We start from the raw sequence: 19,956 nt of genomic DNA on the forward strand, positions 1-19,956 counted from the left end.
CATGCACATCGCCTTTCCCGGCAAGCGCATCCTGGTGGCCGGCGCCGCCCGCGGCATCGCCGAGGCCTTCGCCGAACGTGGCGCCGAGGTCTTCGCCAGCGACCTGCTGGCCGAAGAGGTCGCGCGCTTCGCCGGCCCGGCCGCCGGCGGCGGCGCGATCCACGCCCTGGCGGCGGACGTCACCGACGCGGCCTCGGTCGCGGCGATGGTGACCGAGGCCGGCGCGATCGACGGGCTGGTCTATGTCGCCGGCGGCGTGCGCGGCCAGTCCCCGCATCCCATCGAGGAGGTGGAGCCGGAGGATTGGCGCGCCATCGTCGACGCCAACCTGACCGGCGCCTTCCTCTGCGCCCGGGCCGTGGCCCCGCTGATGAAGCAGGCGGGGCAGGGGCGGATCGTCATCATCTCCAGCCGCTCCGGCCTCGCCACCAGCCTGACCGGGATCCAGAGCTACGCCGCCGCCAAGCACGGCCAGCTGGGCCTGATGAAGCAGCTGGCGGCCGAGCTGGGGCCGCATGGCGTCACCGTCAACGCCGTGGCCCCCGGCTTCATGCCGACCAGCCCGGATTATGAGCGGCAATGGGCCGGCTATGGCGAGGCCGGCCAGAAGGCGCTGGTCGAGCGCGTGGCGATGCGCCGCCTCGGCCGGCCCGAGGATATCGCCCATGCTGTGCTGTTCCTCGCCTCCGACTACGCGTCCTGGATCACCGGCCAGGTGCTGCCGGTGACCGGCGGTCCCGTCGCCTGACCCCTGAAGGCCTGACCTTTTCAAGGAGTGCCTCCCATGACCGAACCCGCCCTCGAACCCTGGCAGTGGCCTGACGCGCATTGGCAGCGCCTGATCAACCAGGTGCGCGCCGGGCGCGCCCTGCGGCCGGCCGCCTGGCCCGGCGGGGCGCGCTGCGCCGTCGCCCTGTCCTTCGACAGCGACCATGAGACCAACGAGCTGCGCGACGGCGGCAAGTCGATCGGCCGCATGGCCTGGGGCCAGTACGGCAACCGCGTCGGCGTGCCGCGCATCGCGGCGCTGCTGGACCGCCACGGCGTCAAGGCCACCTTCTACGTGCCGGCGGTGGCCGCCCTGACGCATCCGGACGAGCAGCGGGCCCTCGTCGCGGCCGGGCACGAGATCGGCATCCATGGCTGGATCCACGAGCTCAACTCCGTCCTGCCCTATGAGGCGGAGCGCGACCTGATGATGCGGGCGGCGGAGACGCTGGAAAAGATCACCGGCGTCCGCCCCGTGGGCTTGCGCACACCGTCCTGGGATTTCAGCCCGAACACGCTGCGCATCGAGGCCGAGATGGGGCTGCTCTATGACAGCTCGCTGATGGCCGACGAGGATTGCTACGAGCTGGTGCTGGACGGCACCCCGACCGGCATCGTCGAGCTGCCGGTCGAATGGGTGCGCGACGACGCCGTCTACTTCATGATGCACCGGTTCCAGAGCCTGCGCCCCTACACCCCGCCGGCCGACGTCTTCGACATCTTCCGGCGCGAATTCGACGCGGCCTATGAGGAGGGCGGCGTCTTCCAGCTGACCTGCCATCCGCACATCATCGGCTACCGGTCGCGCATCTGGATCATCGACGAGCTGATCCGCCACGCCAAGTCGAAGCCGGGCGTGTGGTTCGGCACCCATGCCGAGGTCGCGGCCTGGGCCCGCGACAACGCCGCCTGACGGAGCCGCCGATGACCGACGTTACCCAGGGGCCGGCCGCGGCCCTGGCCTGGCTGGCCGGCCAGAAGGGCGCGATGCTGGCGCTGCTCGAGGAGCTGGTGAACATCGATTCCGGCTCCTACGACAAGGCCGGCGTCGACGCGGCGGGGGAGCGGCTGCAGCGCTTCTTCGCCGAGCACGGCATCGCCACCGCGACCGTGCCGCAGGAGCGGCATGGCGACGTCATCCGCGCGACCGTGCCGGCGGCCGGCGGCGGCAACAAGCCGATCGTGCTGATGGGCCATCGCGACACCGTCTTCCCGAAGGGCGAGGCGGGGCGCCGCCCGTTCCATATCGCCGACGGCCGGGCCTATGGCCCCGGCGTCTGCGACATGAAGGCGGGTCTGGTGATGAATGCCTTCGTGCTGGCGGCCTATGCCAGGTTCGGCGGCGCGCCGGCGCCGCTGATCGGCCTCGTCACCAGCGACGAGGAGATCGGGTCGCCCTCCTGCCGGCCGGTGATCGAGGCGACGGCGCGGGAGGCGCGGGCCGTGTTCAACAGCGAGCCCGGGCGGCCCAGCGGCAATGTCGTGACCGGCCGCAAGGGCGGCGTGTTCCTGCAGATGGAGGTGCTGGGCAAGGCCGCGCATTCCGGCGGCAATTTCCAGGACGGCATCAGCGCCATCGCCGAGCTGGCGCACAAGATCGTGGCGCTGCAGGCGATCACCGATCTCGCCCGCGGCGTGACGCTGAATGTCGGGCTGGTCTCCGGCGGCCAGTCGGTGAACACGGTGGCGCCCCGGGCGGAGGCGCAGATCGACCTGCGCTATCTCCAGCCGGCCGACCGCGACCGTGCGCTGGCGGAGATCGAGCGCATCGCCGCCAGCGCGACCGTGCCCGGCACCACCGCGACGGTGGAGATCCGCGGCGAGTTCAAGCCGCTGGTGCAGGACGAGGCGTCGGCCGCGCTGTTCGACACCTATGTCGGTGCCGCGCGGGAGGCGGGGCTGAAGGTGGCAGGCGAGTTCTCCGGCGGCTGCGCCGATTCCGGCTTCACCGCCAGCGTCGGCTGCCCGACCATCTGCGCGGTCGGGCCGGTCGGCGGCAAGGCCCATTCGCCGGAGGAGTATATGGAGGTCGAGAGCTTCGTGCCCCGGGCGCAGAGCCTTTTCCTGGCGATCGGCCGCCTGGCCGGCTGACGCTCCTCCGCCCCTGGCTGTCAGGCCCTGGCGTCCAGCGCGTCGCCGATGGCGTAGAAATGGCCGCCGGAGACATGGTGCAGGCTGCGCCATTCCGGTCGCGCCGTCTCGAAATGCCAGCGGCCGTCGCGGAAGACGCGGGTGTCGGCCCAGGCGCCGACCACCTCGCCGATGAACAGGTCGTAGGTCTGCTGGACATGCGGCTCGGGGATCAGCCGGCAGGCCAGCCAGGCTGAGCATCCTGAGACGAAGGGCAGGTCGTGGCCGGGCATCTCGAACAGCCCGACGCCGGCCTGCCGCAGCTTCTCCGGGTCGTCGGCCAGGCTGCGCGTGCCGACGATCCGGGTCAGCTCCAGCTGCGCGGCCGTCGGCACCTGGACGGCGAAGGTGCCGCTGGCCTCGAGCAGTGCCCGCGTCCGGACCATCTTGTCCAGCACCACGGTCAGCTTCGGCGGCGAGAAGTCGAGCCCGCAGGCCCAGGCCGCGGCCATGACATTGTCGACGCCGCCGGCGCGGGCGGAGACGAGCACGGTGGGGCCGTGATTGATCAGCCGATACGCCTTGGCGAGATCGACGGGGGCGATGTGGGGATCCATGGTGCCGCTTCGCTGTGATGCGCCGACCCTACACCACGCCCGGCGGGATCCGCAGGGGGCGCGATGGCAGGGCTGACAGGCGCGTCTGGTGCGGGATGAGCTCAGCAGGATCGCCACCGCAGATACAAGGCGTCGCCTCTCCCGCTTGCGGGCGCTTTCACACCGCCACCCCTTACCGTCATTGCTGTAAAACTCTTGAAGGTCGCTGCGGCAGGCAGCTTACCCACAGCTCCATTGAGCAAGGCTGAATCTGCTGGTCATAGCGGCGGACCATGCGTTGAGAGCGGCTTCTTCAGCCTCCGAAACGATCAACGAATTAATGAACATCCACAATTGCGAGGAGGCGAAGCCGACGAAGCAATCCAGGGGCCAGTGCGAACCGGCCCCTGGATTGCTTCGCTGCGCTCGCAATGACGGTCTTTGGAATTCTGAAAAAGTCCCGCCAGGCGGGAGAGGCCACGCGAAGACGCTTGACATCCTCTCGGCCGCCGAACGCGGACCGCGACCTGACCGCAATCGCTCCGCCTAACCCTGCCGCGCCGCGATCGCCTGCCACACCGCCAGCGGCGTCGCCGGCATGTCGATGTGGCGGATGCCCAGGCCCGACAGCGCGTCGACCACGGCGTTCATCACCGCCGGCAGCGATCCGGCGCAGCCGGCCTCGCCGCAGCCCTTGGCGCCCAGCGGGTTGGTCGCGGTCGGCTGCGGCCGGCTCTCGAAGGTGAAGACCGGCGGAGCATCGGCGGCGCGCGGCATCTGGTAGTCGACGAAGGAGCCGGTGGTCAGCTGACCCTCCGGGTCGTAGACCGTGCGCTCCATCAGCGCCTGGCCGACGCCCTGCATCACGCCGCCATGCAGCTGGCCCTCGACCAGCAGCGGGTTCACCACCGTGCCGAAGTCGTTGACCATGACATAGCGCACCACCTCGGTGACGCCGGTCTCCGGGTCGATCTCGACCTCGGCGACGTGGCAGCCATTGGGGTAGGCCGACGGCGCCTGCTTGAAGATGTGGTCGACATCCAGCGACTCCGGCACGTCGGGCGGCAGCTGCATCCCCGCGCGCAGCCGGCCGGCCAGCTCCATCAGGCCGATGCCCTGGTCGGTGCCGGCGACGCTGAAGCGGCCGTCGCGGAACTCGATGTCGAAGGCCCCGGCCTCCAGCAGGTGGCCGGCGATCTGCCGGCCCTTCTCGATCACCAGGCCGCCCGCCTCCAGGATCGCCGCGCCGCTGGCCATGATCGACTTCGACCCGCCGGTGCCGCCGCCGGCGATCAGCCGGTCGCTGTCGCCCTGCACCAGGCGGACGCGGTCGAGCGGGATGCCCAGCTTCGCATGCAGCACCTGGGCGAAGGGCGTCCAATGCCCCTGGCCGTAATCGAGCGTGCCGGTGACGATGGTGACCGTGCCGTCCGGCTCGAAATGGATGCCGCCCATCTCGCTGCTCGGCGGCGCCGTCACCTCGAGATAGCAGCCGATGCCCAGGCCGCGCAGCCTGCCGCGGGCGGCGCTCTCGTCACGTCGGGCCGGGAAGCCGGCCCAGTCCGCGGCCTCCACGGCGCGGGCCAGCAGGCCGGGGAAGTCGCCGCTGTCATAGGCGGTGCCGGCCGGGGTCTGCCACGGCAGCTCGCCCGGCGCGACCATGTTGCGGCGGCGCAGCTCGATGCGGTCGACGCCCAGCTCGGCCGCGGCGGTGTCGATCAGCCGCTCCATGTAGTAGTTGCCCTCCGGCCGCCCGGCGCCGCGATAGGCGCCGATCGGCACGGTGTTGGTGACGGCGCAGAGCGTGTTCACCTCGACCAGCGGCGTGCGGTACATGCCGATGGAATTCTTGGCGATGTTCAGTGTCGTCATCATCGGCCCGACCTGCGAGAGGTAGGCCCCGAGATTGCCGTATCCCGTGAAGCGAGTGGCCAGGAAGCGGCCCTCGGCGTCCAGCGCCAGCTCGGCCACCACCTCCATGTCGCGGCCGTGATGATCGGAGACGAAGCTGTCGGAACGGTGGTCGGTCCATTTCACCGGCCGGCCGAGCGCGCGGGCGCCGTGCAGCAGGCAGACATATTCCGGGAACACCGCGCCCTTCATGCCGAAGGAGCCGCCGACATTGCCGGTGAGCAGGCGGATCTGCTCGGTCGGGATGCCCATGACGGCGGCGAGGTTGTTGCGCTTGCCGAACACGCCCTGGCTGGGGGCATGCAGGGTGAAGCGGCCAGTTCCGGCGTCGAAGGCGGCCACTGCCGCCCGCGGCTCCATGGCGTTGACCACGACGCGGTTGTTCAGGATTTCAAGCCGCGTCACATGGGCGGCCCGGGCGAAGGCCTCGGCCACCTTCTCCGCGTCGCCGAAATGGTAGTCCAGCACCAGGTTGCCCGGGGCTTCGTCATAAAGCTGCGGCGCCCCGGCGGCGATCGCGTCCGGCACGCGCGTCACCGCGGGCAGGGGATCGATGTCCAGCTCCACCGCCTCGGCCGCGTCGCGCGCCCGATCCGCGGTCTCGGCGATCACCACCGCCACCGGGTCGCCGACGAAGCGCACCTTGTCCGCCGCCAGGGCGTGGCGCGGCGGCGTCGCCATCGGCGTGCCGTCGCGGTGCTGGAACGCGATCACGCATTTCAGCAGCCCGTAATTCGCCAGGTCGGCCGCGGTGTAGACCGCCAGCACGCCCGGCATCGCCCGCGCCGCATCGGTGCCGATGCCGCGGATCACGCCATGGGCGTGGGGGCTGCGGACGAAGGCGGCATGGGCCTGGCCGGGCAGGCTGACATCGTCGGTGTAGCGGCCCTCGCCCCGCAGCAGGGTCGGGTCCTCCATCCGGGTCACCGGCTGGCCGACGCCGAATTTGAGGGCGGCGGAATCCTCGGCCTTGAAGACGTCATTCATCGGCGGAGTCTCGATCGCTGCGGGTGGAACCTCGGCGTCGCGCGCTGGCGAGACGTCTCTGGCGGGACGTCTGTCGAGATTCGGGACAGGGAGACTCCAGACTACGAGCAAGGCCCGGGATGAGAGAAGCCGTTTTGGCAACTCTCCCCCGGGATCATCGCAGGCCTCAGAGACCGTTTGGAAATTCGCTCCGGCGAGTCGGCTGGCGTGGTTTTCGAGAACCGGAGCGCAGCGAACATTGGGTCCGTGAGCACCGGAAGCGCAGAAAACCGCGTCAGATGGCTGCCAGAATAGAGTTTCCAAACGGTCTCTCAGAAGCTGACGCGCAGCCCGCCGGTCGCCGCCTGGCTGCGATAGCCGTCAGCAAAGCTGCCGTCATAGCGCAGGAACAGCGTCGCCGCCTGCGCCGCGAGGCTGATGCCGACGCCGACCTTGGCCAGGTCGCGCGGCGCCTCGGCGCCCTCGATGCTGAACTCGGCGTCCGAGCCCTCGAAGCGCCCGTCGAAGCTCCGCTCCGTATCCGCCAGGTCGTGGCTCCACGCCGCCCGCAGCGACAGGCCGAGCGGGGCGCTGAGGCCGATGTCCAGGCGATGCGCCAGCTCGGCGCCCAGCATGCCCTGGGCCGAGGTCACGGTCCGGCCGCCGATGCGCAGGTCGACCGCGCCGGCGCCGCTCTCGGTGATCGAATCCTGGCTGACGACGATGGCCTGGAACCCGGCGAAGGGGGTCAGGTCGGTGCTGTCGCCCAGCGCCAGGCGGTAGCCGGTCTCGACGCCGGACAGGAACAGGTTCGAGTCGGTGTCGGCGGCGGCGAAGCGGTCGATGCCGGGGAAGGCGATCGCGCGGCTCACCGTGCCCCAGCCATGGGCGTAGCCCAGCGCGCCGTCGACATACCAGGCGGCGGGCGCGTAGCTGGCGTACAGGCCGACGGAGACGGTGCTGAGGTCGCCGTCGCCCGACAGCCTGCGGGTGTTGAAGCTGCTGCTGGAGAAGGCCAGCGCCCCGCCGACGGCCAGGCCGTCATCCAGGCGATGGTTGAAGCCGACGGCGACGCCGAGCACGTCGAAGTCCAGGTCGTGCCGGTCGCCGTCGCCCGACTGGCGGCCGACGCTGCCCAGCCCGGCGATCCAGGCGTTCGGCCGGCCGGGCTCCCCGGGGCTGGCGGCTGTCGGGCCGCCGGCCATCGCCGCGCCGCCGGAGCGAGACTGGCTGACCTGCTGCCGCAGCACGCCCAGGAAGGCCCGGGCGCCTTCGATCTCGACCGAGGGCAGGTCGGCATAGACCTCGCCGCTGAGCTGCTGCAGGGCCGATTGCAGCGGGTCGGAGTCGCCGTAATTCAGCAGGTCGAGGCTGTTGTAGACGCTGTCCATGTCGCCGAACAGCGCCGGTGGCGTGGCCCGGTCCAGTGCCCGGCCGATGGCGCCGGCATTGCCGCCGCCGGCCCGCGGCGCATAGGCCAGGGCCTTGTCCCCGATCAGCTGCCGGTTGGTGTAGGCATCCGACGGCAGGAATTGCGGGTTGGCGCAGTTCGGGTCGTTCGACGTGCCGATCAGCGAGGATTGCGCCGTGCCGCCGCTGCCCCACGGGCCGCCCACCGGGATCGACGGCGGGTTGGCCGGAAAGTTGCCCAGGATCGGCGCGCCGGTGCCGGTCAGGATGCAGGTCCCCGCCGGCACGCGGACGATGGTCAGCGAATCCGGCAGATAGGGCAGGGCCAGCTTGTCCTTGATCTCCGCCGCCGTCAGGCCGCGCACCGTGTCGGATCCGGCGATGAAGCCGCCGACCGGCCGGGTGGTGCCTTCGGTGTAGACGCGGACATATTGCGTCGGGGCCGTGGTCCGCACCACCGCCGCCGCGGCCGAGTTGACGAAGGATTCGGTCGGCGCGGTGCTGAAGATGTAGGCGTTGGCGTCGGCCCCGGTCCGGACAAAGGGGACGGAGGTGCCGTCCCGGCGATAGACCAGGCCGGACACCACGTCGCCCGGGGGCAGCGGCAGCATCTGGCCCAGGGCCGGGGCGGCGCTTCCGACCGCCAGCAGGACCGAAACCACAGTGGCGACACGCCGTCCGGCCTGCCGTGCCCGCATCGGGGAAAGGGGGATCCTGGCCAAATGAGCCTCCCGAGAGATATGCCGGTCGGCCCGATCTCTCCCGACCGTCAGGTCGTGGAAGGGATCGGACCAAATGCCTTACGAATGCTCTGACTTGTTAATGGATTCCTTTCTCGGGTGTACAGAAGAAATTGCAATTCACGCAGATACTGGTTGAGATAAATTCAGTGAAATTGATAAATAAATTGATGATAAGCTGCCAATTCTGGCTTCTATCGGTCAGGTGCCAGCTTATTGCTCACGAATTTCTGTTTCTCCTTAGCGAAATTTCTGTGCGGATCTGGTGCGCCAAGTGTGAGGCGACGCCGTTCCCGCATTCTCCCGACGAGCCCTGCCTTTCTGATCAGAAACCGGTTTACTAAACCGGTTTCCGTGGTTACGGTGCGGTCAAGGAGACAGGGATGGCGACCATTCGCGACGTCGCGCGGGAGGCGGGTGTTTCACCGGCCACGGTCTCGCGCTACCTGAACGGCAATATCGAGCTGCCGGCGGAGACCGCCGGGCGCATCGATGCCGCGTCGAAGCGGCTGGACTATCGCCCGAACCTGCTGGCCAAGCGCCTCAGCCTCGGCAGCTCAGAGACCATCGGCCTGGTCACGCCCGAGATCGCCAACCCGTTCTTTGCCGCCCTGGCTGCGGCGGCGGAGGACGAGGCGCGGCGCGCCGGCTTCTCGATCCTGCTCAGCAGCACCGGCGGCGACCTGGAGATGGAGGCGGCGAGCATCGACCGGCTGGCGGCGCGCCATGTCGACGGGCTGCTGGTGCTGACCAACCGGGTCGATGACGGGCGGCTGCGCGACCTGATCGACGGCCGCACCGACGTGGTGGTGCTGGATGAGGATGTGCCCGGCGCCAACGTCACCCGGATCTTCGTCGAGAACGAGGCCGGCGCCCATGACGCCACCCGTCATCTGATCGCCGCCGGCCATCGCCGCATCGCCCATATCGGCGGGCCGGAGCAGTTACTGAGCAGCCGCGAGCGCTTCGCCGGCTTCGCCCGGGCGATGGCCGAATCCGGACTGGCGGTCGAGGACGGGCTGGTGCGGTTCGGCGCCTATGAGCGCGATTTCGGGCGCGACGCCACCCGGGCGATCCTGGCCGAAAGCCGGCCGACGGCCGTGTTCACCGGCAGCGACTACATCGCCGTCGGCGTGCTGCAGGAGCTGGCGGCGCACGGCCTGTCGGCGCCGGGCGACCTGTCGCTCGCCAGCTTCGACGACATGCCCTTCGCGGACCTCCTCAGCCCGCCGATCACCACCGTGCGCCAGCCGATCGAGGCGCTGGGGCGGATCGGCATCCGGACGCTGCTGGCGCAGATCCGGGGCGGGGAGACGCCGCAGATCCAGCGCCTGCCCACCGAACTGGTGGTCCGCACATCCGTCGGACCGCCGCCGGGGAAGGCCAACACGGCAGGCTGATCGCGAGGCCTGCCGCCGGGGACGAAACGCGACAACAACACCGCACAGAGGAGAGCTTCATGATCCGACTGAACGCACTGATGTCCGCCGCGGCGCTGGCCGGCGCGGCGATGCTGGCCGGAGCCGCCCAGGCACAGGCCGAGACCATCGCTTTGGTGACCATCAACCAGCAGGCGCTGTTCTTCAACCAGATCAACGAGGGCGCGCAGAAGGCGGCCGACGCCGCCGGCGCCAAGCTGGTGATCTTCAACGCCAACAACGTGCCCAGCGCCCAGAACGACGCGATCGAGACCTACATCACCCAGAAGGTCGACGGCATCGTCCTGGTGGCGATCGACGTCAACGGCGTGAAGCCGGCGATCACCGCGGCCAAGCAGGCCGGCATCCCGGTGATCGCGGTCGACGCGCAGATCCCGGACGGCGACAACGCCGCCTTCGTTGGCGTCGACAACCTCAAGGCCGGCGAGGAGATCGGCAAGCACACCGCGGACTACGTGAAGCAGAACATGGGCGGCAGCGCCAAGCTCGGCGTCATCGGCGCCCTGAACTCCTTCATCCAGAACCAGCGGCTGGACGGATTCAAGAAGGCGCTCGCGGATTCGGGGGTGAAGGTCGACATCGTCGACACGGTCGACGGCCAGAACGTCCAGGACGTCGCCCTGACGGCGTCGGAGAACCTGATGACCGCCAATCCCGCCATGACCGCGCTCTACGCCACCGGCGAGCCGGCGCTGATCGGCGCGGTCTCCGCCGTCACCAGCCAGGGCCGCACCGGCGACATCAAGGTGTTCGGCTGGGACCTGACCGCCCAGGCGATCGCCGGCATCGACGCCGGCTGGGTCGCCGCCGTGGTGCAGCAGGACCCGGCGACCGAAGGCAAGGTCGCGGTCGAGAGCCTGCTGAAGCTGAAGAAGGGCGAGACCGTGCCGGCGATCATCAACGTGCCGGTCACCATCGTCACCAAGGCCAACGTCGATCAGTTCCGCGGCCTGTTCAAGTGATGCGCCCGGTCCCCCGCCGCATCGAGGCGGTGGGGGATCTCCGATGCGACCAGTGATGGAGGGACTGTTGGACGAACCCGTCCGCGTCCGCATGAGCGGCATCTGCAAGCGCTACGGCGCGATCCAGACGCTGACCGATGTCGACCTGACCCTGCGCCGCGGCGAGGTGCTGGGGCTGGTCGGCGACAACGGCGCCGGCAAGTCGACGCTGAGCAAGGTGCTGTCCGGTGCCGTGATCCCGGACGCCGGCACCATCGAGATCGACGGCGCCGCGGTGCGCTTCGACAGCCCGGCCGATGCCCGCCGGCACCATGTCGAGATGGTCTATCAGGACCTGTCGCTGTGCGACACGGTCGACGTCGCCGGCAATTTGTTCCTGGGGCGGGAGCCGCGGCGCGGCGCCCTCGGCCTGTCCTTCCTCGACAAGGGCCGCATGCATGCCGAGGCGCGGACGATGCTGGACGGGCTCGGCATCCGCATCCCCAACACCTGGCTGAAGGTCGAGAACCTGTCGGGCGGCCAGCGCCAGAGCATCGCCATCGGCCGTGCCGCCTCCTTCGACCCCAAGGTGCTGATCATGGACGAGCCGACGGCGGCGCTGGCCGTCGCCGAGGTCGAGGCGGTGCTGGAGCTGATCCGCACGGTCAGCGCCCGCGGCGTCAGCGTCATCCTGATCACCCACCGGCTGCAGGACCTGTTCCTGGTCTGCGACCGCATCCAGGTGATGTACGAAGGCCGCAATATCGCCGAGCGGGCCATCGCCGATACCAATATCGAGGAGGTGGTCGACCTGATCGTTGGCCGGAAGTTCAGCGCCCGGTCGGCCCGCATGGCCCCGGGCGCGGAGGCGCGGGCATGAGCGCGGCGGGGAGCACGGCGATGACCGAGCAGCGGGGCGACGCGAAGGCTGACCGGCCGCCGGGGCTGCGCCACCAGGTGATGGCCAATGGCGGCGTCGCCAGCATCTTCATCTTCTTCCTGGCCGTGTGCATCCTGTTCGGCCTGGTCACGGATGCTTTCCTGACCGAGGCGAACATCCTGAACATCCTGCGGCAGAGCGCGCCGCTGCTGATCGTCGCCACGGCGATGACCTTCGTCATCACCACCGGCGGCATCGACCTGTCGGTCGGCTCGATGCTCGGCCTGGTCGGCGCCCTGTCGGCCGTGGCGCTGCAGGCCGGCGTGCCGTGGCCGCTGGCGCTCGTCGGCCTGGTGCTGCTGGGCGCGGTGATCGGCGCGGTGCAGGGCTTCTTCATCGCCTATGAGGGCATCCCGGCCTTCATCGTCACCCTGGCCGGGCTCGGCATCATCCGCGGCGTGGCGCTCTTGATCACCCAGGGCTATTCGATCCCGGTCGATCCCGGCAGCGCCTTCGTCGAGATCGGCCGCGGCTGGGTGGCGGGGCTGCCGATGCCGGCGATCATCGCCGTCGCGGTGCTGGCGCTCGGCGTCGTGATCTTCACCCAGACCCGCTTCGGCCGCTATGTCACCGGCATCGGCGCCAATGCCGAGGCGGTGCGCCGTGCCGGGGTGAACATCCGGCGGGTGACGCTGTTCGTTTACGTCCTGTCCGGCGCCGCCGCGGCGTTGGCCGCCGTGGTCATCGCGGCGCGGCTGGGCAGCGGCTCGGCCAATGCCGGGGCGGGGTTCGAGCTCGACGTCATCGCCGCGGTGGTGCTGGGCGGCACCAGCCTGTTCGGCGGCCGCGGCACCATGATCGGCACCGTGCTGGGCGCGCTGACCGTGGCGGTGATCGGCAACGGCCTGATCCTGGCACATATGTCGCCGTTCCTGACCCCCATCATCACAGGCGTGATCATCCTGATCGCGATCTGGCTCAACTTCCGGATCTTCCGGACCACGACCCGCCGCTGAGGCCCGACATGACGACGACAGACAGCACCATCGGCGTGCGCTCCGGCCAGGTCATGACCGTGCTGGGGCCGATCCCGGTCGAGGCGATGGGCGTGACGCTGATGCACGAGCACATCCTGCTCGACACCTCCAGCTGGTGGCGCAGGCCCTGCTGCGCCAGCCACATCGCCCTGGCCGAGAAGCCGATCGACATCACCATGATCGGCGAGCTGCGGATGAACCCGTTCCTGAATCGGGACAACTGCTTCCTGCTCGACACCGACCTGGCGGTGGAGGAGCTGGGCAAGTTCTCCGAGCTGGGCGGCGCCACCGTGGTCGACCCGACCTGCCTGGGCATCGGCCGCGACCCGGAGGCGCTGCAGCGCATCAGCCGCCGCACCGGGCTGAACATCGTCATGGGCGCGGGCTACTATCTCGGCCAGTCGCACCCGGAGGAGGTGCGGGACATGGACGCCGACACCATCGCCGAGCGCATCGTGCGCGATGTCGGCGGCGCGCCGCCGCCGGAGGATGACGACACGCCGGTGATCCCGGCCGGGTTGATCGGCGAGATCGGAATCAGCAAGAATTTCACCGCCGAGGAGGAGAAGTCGCTGCGCGGCGCCGCCCGCGCCTCGCGCCGCACCGGCGTGCCGCTGTCGATCCACCTGCCGGGGTGGGAGCGGCTGGCCCACCGCGTGCTCGACGTGATCGAGGAGGAGGGGGCGGATCTGCGGCACACCGTGCTGTGCCATATGAATCCGAGCCACGCCGACCTGGCGTATCAGCGGGCGCTGGCGGACCGCGGCGCCTTCCTCGAATACGACATGATCGGCATGGACTATTACTATGCCGACCAGAAGGCGCAGTCGCCGAGCGACGAGGAGAATGCGCGGGCGATCGTCAGCCTGATCGAGTCCGGCCATGCCGACCGGCTGCTGCTGTCGCAGGACGTGTTCCTGAAGATGATGCTGACCCGCTATGGCGGCTTCGGCTACGGCTACATCCTGAAGCATTTCGTGCCCAGGCTGCGCCGCCACGGCGTCGACCGCGCGACGATCGACAGCCTCCTGATCGACAATCCGCGGCGGGTCTTCTCCGCCGCCCATAATTCTAGAACCGAGGCCTGAGCGATGGCGAAGCACAAGATCCTGCTGGCGGGCGAATCCTGGGTCTCGACCGCGACCCACATCAAGGGGTTCGACCAGTTCCCGACCGTGACCTACCACCAGGGCGCCGAGCCGCTGCTGGAGGCGCTGAGGGACTCGCCCTTCGCCATCGACTACATGCCGGCGCATCTGGCCCAGCGCGACTTCCCGCAGACGCTCGAGGGCCTCGCGGCCTATGACGCGGTGATCCTGTCCGATATCGGCGCCAACACGCTGCTGCTGCACCCGGACACCTGGGTGCACAGCCAGCGCACGCCGAACCGGCTGAAGCTGCTGCGCGACTATGTCCGCGGCGGCGGCGGCCTCCTGATGTTCGGCGGCTATTACAGCTTCCAGGGCATCAATGGCGGCGCCCGCTTCCACAAGACTGCGGTGGAGGAGGTGCTGCCGGTGGAGATCCTGCCGGTCGACGACCGGGTCGAGGTGCCGGAGGGTTTCGATCCGAAGCTCGTCGCCGACCACCCGATCCTGGCCGGCCTGCCGGGTCCGTGGCCGGCGCTGCTCGGCTTCAACGAGGTCAGGCCGAAGCCGGGGGCGCAGGTGCTGGCCACGGTCGGCCCGGAATACGGCGACCTGCCGCTGCTGGTGGTCGGGGAATACGGCCAGGGCCGCACTTTGGCATGGACCTCCGACATCGGCCCGCACTGGCTGCCGCCGGACTTCGCCGCCTGGCCCGGCTATGGCCGCCTGTGGTCCCAGGCCCTGGCCTGGACGATCCGAGAAGCGTAAGGCGGATCGATGCGGAGACGCCGGTGACGCCCCCTCACCCGAAATCGCTGCGCGATTTCGACCTCTCCCCAAGGAGAGGTGAAGCGCGGCCCCTCCCTCTCCTCGGGGAGAGGGAGGGGCCCGGCGCGACAGCGACGGGAGGGTGAGGGGGGACCGCGCCGCCGGAGCAGACCCATGGGAACTTCATGACCGTCCATGTCGTCGGCAATGCCTGTCTCGACACCCTCTACCGGCTGCAGCGCTTCCCGGAGCCGGGGGAGACGATCGTGGCCGACGGCATGGCAGAGGATCTAGGCGGGAAGGGGCTGAACCAGGCGGTGGCGGCGGCCCGCACCGGCACCCGCGTCCGGCTGTTCGCCGCCATCGGCATCGACGCGGTGGGCGAGGCGGTGGCCGAGCGGCTGGCGGCGGAGGGGATCGACACCGCCGGGCTGGCCTGGCTCGATTGTCCGACCGACCGGTCGATGATCCAGGTCGACGCCGCAGGCGAGAACGCCATCGTCAGCGTCACGACCTGCGCCGACCGCTTCGCCCCGCCGCGGGGCACCGGCCTGGACGCGGCGCTCAGGGCCGGCGACCTGCTGCTGATGCAGGGCAATCTGCGGATCGCGGCGGTGCGGGACTGCTTCACCCTGGCCCGCAGTCGCGGCGCCGGCACCATCCTGAACCCGTCGCCGATCCGTGAGTCCTATGCCCCGGTGCTGCCGCTGACCGACCTGCTGGTGGTCAATCGCGGCGAGGCCTGCCGGCTGGGCGGCGATGCCGACCCGCACCGGGCGGCGCAGACCCTGCTGCGCCGTGGCGTGCCGATGGTCGTCGTCACTTTGGGCGCCGCCGGAGCCTCGGTGCTGACGGCGGAGGGCCGGACGGACCATCCCGCGCCTGCCGTCGCGGCGGTCGACACCGCCGGCGCCGGCGACCTGCTGTGCGGCGTGCTGGCCGGGCTGCTGGACCGGGGCGCGTCGGTCGAGGACGCCCTGCCCGTCGCCATCCGCGCCGCCGCCATCGGCGTCAGCCGGCCGGGCGTGCTGTCATCCTTTCCGAGCCGGGCGGAGATCGACGCGATCCTGCCCGCATCCCCGGCCCGAGGAGGGGCCACGCGATGACCGAGACCAAAGCCGTCGCCGAGACCCGTGGCCACGCCATCCGCGACACCTTCGGCCGGACCAAGGCGGTGATCGGCGTCGTCCACCTGCTGGCGCTGCCCGGCGCGCCGCAGCATCGCGGCGGCGGGGTCGAGGCGATCTATGATCGCGCCATGGCCGATGCCGAGGCCTATCTGGCCGGAGGCTGCGACGGGCTGATCGTCGAGAACCATGGCGACATCCCGTTCTCCAAGCCCGACGACATCGGGCCGGAGACGGCGTCGCATATGGCGGTGATCGCCGACCGCATCCGGCGCGAGTTCGGCAAGCCGATCGGCATCAATGTGCTGGCCAATGCCGCGATCCCGGCCTTCGCCATCGCCAGCGCGGCGCAGGCGTCCTTCATCCGGGTGAACCAATGGGCCAACGCCTATGTCGCCAATGAGGGCTTCGTCGAGGGCGAGGCGGCGCGCGCCCTGCGCTACCGCGCCCGGCTGCGGGCCGACGGCATCCGCGTCTTCGCCGACGCCCATGTCAAGCACGGCGCCCACGCCATCACCGGCGACCGGCCGGTGGAGGAGTTGGTGCGTGATGTCGCGTTCTTCGACGCCGATGCGGTGATCGCCACCGGCCAGCGCACCGGACACGCCGCCGACCTCGACTACATCCGCACCATCGCCGGCGCCACCACGCTGCCCTCGCTGGTCGGCAGCGGCGTCACGCCGGAGAACGTCAACGCCATCCTCGGCGTGGTCGACGCGGTGATCGTCGCCAGCGCGCTGAAGCGGGACGGCGTGTGGTGGAACCCGGTCGACCCGGCACGGGTGCGCAGCTTCATCGCCGGCATCGACCGGTAGGCGGCTCGCCGTCTTTCCTGCCGGCCCGGCGACCACTCCGCGCATCGACAGGCGGGACGTGGTCGCGGAGGATGGGCCGAGCCGAGCTCCGCGCCGCGGACAGACAGGAGAGCATCATGGCCAGAACCGTTGCCGACCAGATGGTCGAGACCCTCGCCGCCGCCGGTGTCGAGCGCATCTACGGCATCGTCGGCGACAGCCTGAACGGCTTCACCGACTCGCTGCGGCGCCATGGCGGCATCCGCTGGCTGCATGTCCGGCACGAGGAGGTGGCGGCCTTCGCCGCCGGGGCCGACGCGCATGTCACCGGCGGCCTCGCCGTCTGCGCCGGCAGCTGCGGCCCGGGCAACCTGCACCTGATCAACGGCCTGTTCGACTGCCACCGGTCGCGGGTGCCGGTGGTCGCCATCGCCGCCCATATCCCGTCGCCCGAGATCGGCTCCGGCTACTTCCAGGAAACGCATCCGGAGCAGCTGTTCCGCGAATGCAGCCTGTATTGCGAGCTGGTGTCGAACCCCGAGCAGATGCCGCGGGCGCTGGAGATCGCGGTCCGCCGCGCGGTGGCGGACCGCGGCGTGGCGGTGCTGGTGATCCCCGGCGACATCGCGCTGAAGGCCGCGCCGGACGCGCCGGCGCCGAAGCCGCAGGGCCTGCTGCCGGACCGGCCGACCGTGACCCCGCAGGAAACGGCGCTGGACCGGCTGGCCGAGCTGCTCAACGGCGCCTCCCGCGTCACCATCCTGTGCGGCAGCGGCTGCGCCGGGGCGCATGACGCGGTGATCCGGCTGGCCGAGACGCTGAAGGCTCCGGTGGTCCATGCCATGCGCGGCAAGGAGCATGTCGAGTACGACAACCCCTACGATGTCGGCATGACCGGGCTGATCGGCTTCTCCTCCGGCTATTACGCCATGGAGGCCTGCGATACGCTGCTGATGCTGGGCACCGACTTCCCGTACCGGCAGTTCTATCCGAAGGGCGCGCGCATCGCCCAGGTCGACCTGCGGGCCGAGGCGATCGGCCGGCGCGTGCCGGTCGATCTCGGCGTGATCGGCGACGTCGCCTCGACCCTCAAGGCGCTGCAGCCCCGCCTCCAGGCCAAGACCGACCGGGCGCATCTCGACGAGTCGGTGCAGCGCTACAAGGAGGCGCGGCGGGGGCTGGACGAGCTGGCGACCGGCCGCGCCGGCGGGCCGCTGCACCCGCAGCACATCGCCCGGGTGGTCAGCGAGCGGGCGGCGGACGACGCCGTCTTCACCTGCGATGTCGGGCTGCCGACCGTGTGGGCGGCGCGCTACCTGGCGATGAACGGCCGCCGGCGGCTGCTCGGCTCGTTCTGGCACGGCTCGATGGCCAACGCCCTGGCCCAGGCGATCGGCGCCCAGGCGGCGGATCCGAAGCGGCAGGTGGTCTCGCTGTCCGGCGATGGCGGCTTCACCATGCTGATGGGCGACCTGCTCAGCCTCAAGCAGCTCGGCCTGCCGGTGAAGGTGGTGGTGTTCAACAACGGCTCGCTCGGCTTCATCGAGTTGGAGCAGAAATCCTCCGGCTTCCTCGACACCGGGACGGAGCTGCAGAACCCGGACTTCGCCGCCATGGCCGAGGCGATCGGCATCAAGGGCGTGCGGATCGAGGATCCGGCCCAGGTCGAGGACCGGATCGCCGAGGCGCTGGCCCATCCCGGCCCGGTGCTGATCGACGCCGTGGTCAACCGGATGGAGCTGGCGATGCCGCCCAAGGTCACCACCGAGATGGCCAAGGGCTTCAGCCTGTACATGCTGAAGGCGGTGCTGAACGGCCGGGTCGACGAGGTGGTGGAGCTGGCGCGCTCCAACCTGCGGCGCTGACCGCGCCGGCGAGCCCCGGGGACGGACGCCCACCCATCCCCCGGGGCCGCCGCCGGCCGGTCAGGCGGGCCGGGGAATCCGGGCGATGACCTTGATCTCGAAATCGAAGCCCGCCAGCCAGTTCACGCCCACCGCCGTCCAGTTCGGGTAGGGCGGCTCGCCGATCTCCTCCAGCCGAATCGGGGCGATCGTCTCCCACTGCCGGGCCGGGTCGGTGTGGAAGGTGGTCACGTCGACCACGTCGTCGAAAGTGCAGCCGGCTTCCTTCAGCACCGCCGCGAGATTGGCGAAGGCAAGCCGGACCTGCTTGGCGAAATCCGGCTCGGGCGAGCCGTCTTCGCGGCTGCCGACCTGGCCGGAGACGAACAGCAGATCGCCCGAGCGGATCGCCGCCGAGTAGCGGTTGATCTCATACAGCGCCTGCCGGCCGGCAGGGAAGATCGCGTCGCGTTTGGCCAAAGGGTTGCTCCTGTCTGGACTGGGCAGGCCGGAGCCCGAGCGGGCCGGGACGGACCCCGCCGGAAGGGCGAGGGGCATCCGCCCGCGTGTCGGGGCCGGCTTCTGCGTTTCGCTGATCGGGACAGCATTGAGATACGCCCCGTATGTCGATATATCGATGCATACGCCTCGTATGTCAATTGGCATACGCGGGGTATGTAATTTTTGCGGAGATCCGCGACGACGGCCGGAGATGACACGGCGCTTCGTCGGGACCGCGTTCTGTGACACGGTGGCCCCGACCTGCGGCGACGGCGACATCCGGCTGGATCGTCGGGTCAACACCAAGGCCGCCGGAGCGGCCGACGCTGCTGGGGCGGGCGGCGCAGGATCGGGAGGGACCGTCGTGACCAGGACCATCCTCGCCTTCGGCGACAGCCTGACCTATGGCGCCGATGCCGAGACCGGCGGCCGCCACCCGTTCGAGGACCGCTGGCCCAGCGTGCTGGAGGCCGGGCTGGGTGGCGCGGCGCGGGTGATCGCCGAGGGCCTGGGTGGGCGCACGACGATGTTCGACGACCATGGCGCGGCGGCCGACCGCAACGGCGTGCGCATCCTGCCGACGCTGCTGGGCAGCCATTCGCCGCTCGACCTTGTGATCATCATGCTCGGCACCAACGACCTGAAGCCGCATGTCTGCGGCACCGCCCAAGGCGCCGGGGCGGGGATGGAGCGGCTGGTCGAGATCGCCCGCACCTATCCCTATGGTGCGGGCACGGCCGCGCCGCAGGTGCTGATCGTGGCGCCGCCGCTGTTCGGGCCGACCGTGGGCGGCGACTGGCAGCCTTCCGGCGGCCACGGCAGCGACGAATCCCGGAAGCTGGCGCCGCGCTATCGCGACGCCGCGGACTATTGCGGCTGCGCCTTCTTCGACGCGGCCGGCGTGGCCACGGCGTCACCGGTCGACGGCATCCATCTCGACGCCGCCAACACGCGGGCCATCGGCGAGGCGCTGGTGCCCGTCGTGCAGCAACTCCTGGCAGTGCGCTGACCGGCCGTCAGGCACGGCCGTTCTCTTTCCTGCGAGAGAATCGTCATTGCGAGGAGGCGAAGCCGAC

At 70.2% G+C, this 19,956-nt stretch carries 17 protein-coding genes; 13 read left to right on the top strand and 4 right to left on the bottom strand.

Annotated features, from left to right (window positions below; translation table 11 throughout):
• Nucleotide 1 precedes the first annotated feature (1 nt).
• The 3 genes from BWR60_RS02255 to BWR60_RS02265 are packed head-to-tail and all read left to right on the top strand — an operon-like array spanning nt 2 to nt 2,859.
• Complete coding sequence (locus tag BWR60_RS02255) at nt 2-748, top strand: SDR family NAD(P)-dependent oxidoreductase (RefSeq protein ID WP_088149363.1); 747 nt, start codon at nt 2-4, stop codon at nt 746-748.
• 36 nt (nt 749-784) lie between these two features.
• Complete coding sequence (locus BWR60_RS02260; RefSeq protein ID WP_088149364.1) at nt 785-1,681, top strand: polysaccharide deacetylase family protein; 897 nt, start codon at nt 785-787, stop codon at nt 1,679-1,681.
• Between the two features lie 11 nt (nt 1,682-1,692).
• Entirely contained in the window at nt 1,693-2,859 is a 1,167-nt protein-coding gene (locus BWR60_RS02265; RefSeq protein WP_088149365.1) for a M20 family metallopeptidase, read from the top strand.
• Nucleotides 2,860-2,879: 20 nt separating this feature from the next.
• On the opposite strand, the gene BWR60_RS02270 is transcribed toward BWR60_RS02265, so the two are convergent.
• The 3 genes from BWR60_RS02270 to BWR60_RS02280 form a co-directional block, all read right to left on the bottom strand.
• Nucleotides 2,880-3,455: a flavin reductase family protein gene (locus BWR60_RS02270; RefSeq protein WP_088149366.1), complete on the bottom strand. Its 576-nt coding sequence runs from the start codon at nt 3,453-3,455 to the stop codon at nt 2,880-2,882.
• A 525-nt stretch (nt 3,456-3,980) separates the two neighbouring features.
• Nucleotides 3,981-6,332 carry a xanthine dehydrogenase family protein molybdopterin-binding subunit gene (locus tag BWR60_RS02275; protein ID WP_088149367.1) on the bottom strand — a complete coding sequence of 784 codons (2,352 nt, stop codon included), beginning with the start codon at nt 6,330-6,332 and terminating at the stop codon, nt 3,981-3,983.
• Between the two features lie 311 nt (nt 6,333-6,643).
• Complete coding sequence (locus BWR60_RS02280) at nt 6,644-8,419, bottom strand: autotransporter outer membrane beta-barrel domain-containing protein (RefSeq protein WP_088149368.1); 1,776 nt, start codon at nt 8,417-8,419, stop codon at nt 6,644-6,646.
• Nucleotides 8,420-8,844: 425 nt separating this feature from the next.
• On the opposite strand from BWR60_RS02280, the gene BWR60_RS02285 reads away from it, so the two are divergent.
• The 9 genes from BWR60_RS02285 (at nt 8,845) to poxB (ending at nt 18,400) form a co-directional block, all read left to right on the top strand.
• A complete protein-coding gene (locus BWR60_RS02285; RefSeq protein ID WP_088149369.1) occupies nt 8,845-9,861 on the top strand; it encodes a LacI family DNA-binding transcriptional regulator in 1,017 nt (338 codons plus the stop codon).
• Nucleotides 9,862-9,920: 59 nt separating this feature from the next.
• A complete protein-coding gene (locus tag BWR60_RS02290) occupies nt 9,921-10,862 on the top strand; it encodes an ABC transporter substrate-binding protein (RefSeq protein ID WP_218823300.1) in 942 nt (313 codons plus the stop codon).
• 67 nt (nt 10,863-10,929) lie between these two features.
• Complete coding sequence (locus BWR60_RS02295; protein ID WP_218823301.1) at nt 10,930-11,721, top strand: ATP-binding cassette domain-containing protein; 792 nt, start codon at nt 10,930-10,932, stop codon at nt 11,719-11,721.
• Nucleotides 11,718-12,737: an ABC transporter permease gene (locus tag BWR60_RS02300; RefSeq protein WP_218823302.1), complete on the top strand. Its 1,020-nt coding sequence runs from the start codon at nt 11,718-11,720 to the stop codon at nt 12,735-12,737. Before BWR60_RS02295 ends, BWR60_RS02300 begins: the two co-directional genes overlap by 4 nt.
• An 8-nt stretch (nt 12,738-12,745) precedes the next feature.
• Nucleotides 12,746-13,846, top strand: a complete 1,101-nt coding sequence (locus BWR60_RS02305) for a phosphotriesterase family protein (protein WP_088149371.1) — start codon at nt 12,746-12,748, stop codon at nt 13,844-13,846.
• Nucleotides 13,847-13,849: 3 nt separating this feature from the next.
• Nucleotides 13,850-14,614, top strand: a complete 765-nt coding sequence (locus BWR60_RS02310; protein WP_088149372.1) for a glutamine amidotransferase — start codon at nt 13,850-13,852, stop codon at nt 14,612-14,614.
• Nucleotides 14,615-14,799: 185 nt separating this feature from the next.
• Entirely contained in the window at nt 14,800-15,720 is a 921-nt protein-coding gene (locus BWR60_RS02315; RefSeq protein WP_088149373.1) for a ribokinase, read from the top strand.
• Entirely contained in the window at nt 15,717-16,556 is an 840-nt protein-coding gene (locus BWR60_RS02320; RefSeq protein ID WP_088149374.1) for a BtpA/SgcQ family protein, read from the top strand. The genes BWR60_RS02315 and BWR60_RS02320 overlap by 4 nt, the downstream gene beginning before the upstream one ends.
• A gap of 116 nt (nt 16,557-16,672) precedes the next feature.
• A complete protein-coding gene (gene poxB, locus BWR60_RS02325; RefSeq protein WP_088149375.1) occupies nt 16,673-18,400 on the top strand; it encodes a ubiquinone-dependent pyruvate dehydrogenase in 1,728 nt (575 codons plus the stop codon).
• A 60-nt stretch (nt 18,401-18,460) separates the two neighbouring features.
• On the opposite strand, the gene BWR60_RS02330 is transcribed toward poxB, so the two are convergent.
• Nucleotides 18,461-18,859 (bottom strand): RidA family protein, encoded by a 399-nt coding sequence (locus BWR60_RS02330; protein ID WP_088149376.1) that lies wholly within the window; start codon nt 18,857-18,859, stop codon nt 18,461-18,463.
• A 385-nt stretch (nt 18,860-19,244) separates the two neighbouring features.
• Here BWR60_RS02330 and BWR60_RS02335 point away from each other — a divergent pair, with 385 nt between their 5' ends.
• Nucleotides 19,245-19,889, top strand: coding sequence for an SGNH/GDSL hydrolase family protein (locus tag BWR60_RS02335; protein ID WP_179221596.1), 645 nt, complete (start codon nt 19,245-19,247; stop codon nt 19,887-19,889).
• The last annotated feature ends 67 nt before the right edge of the window (nt 19,890-19,956 follow it).

Source organism: Inquilinus limosus (genome assembly GCF_002195995.1).
GTDB classification, from domain to species: Bacteria; Pseudomonadota; Alphaproteobacteria; order DSM-16000; family Inquilinaceae; genus Inquilinus; species Inquilinus limosus_C.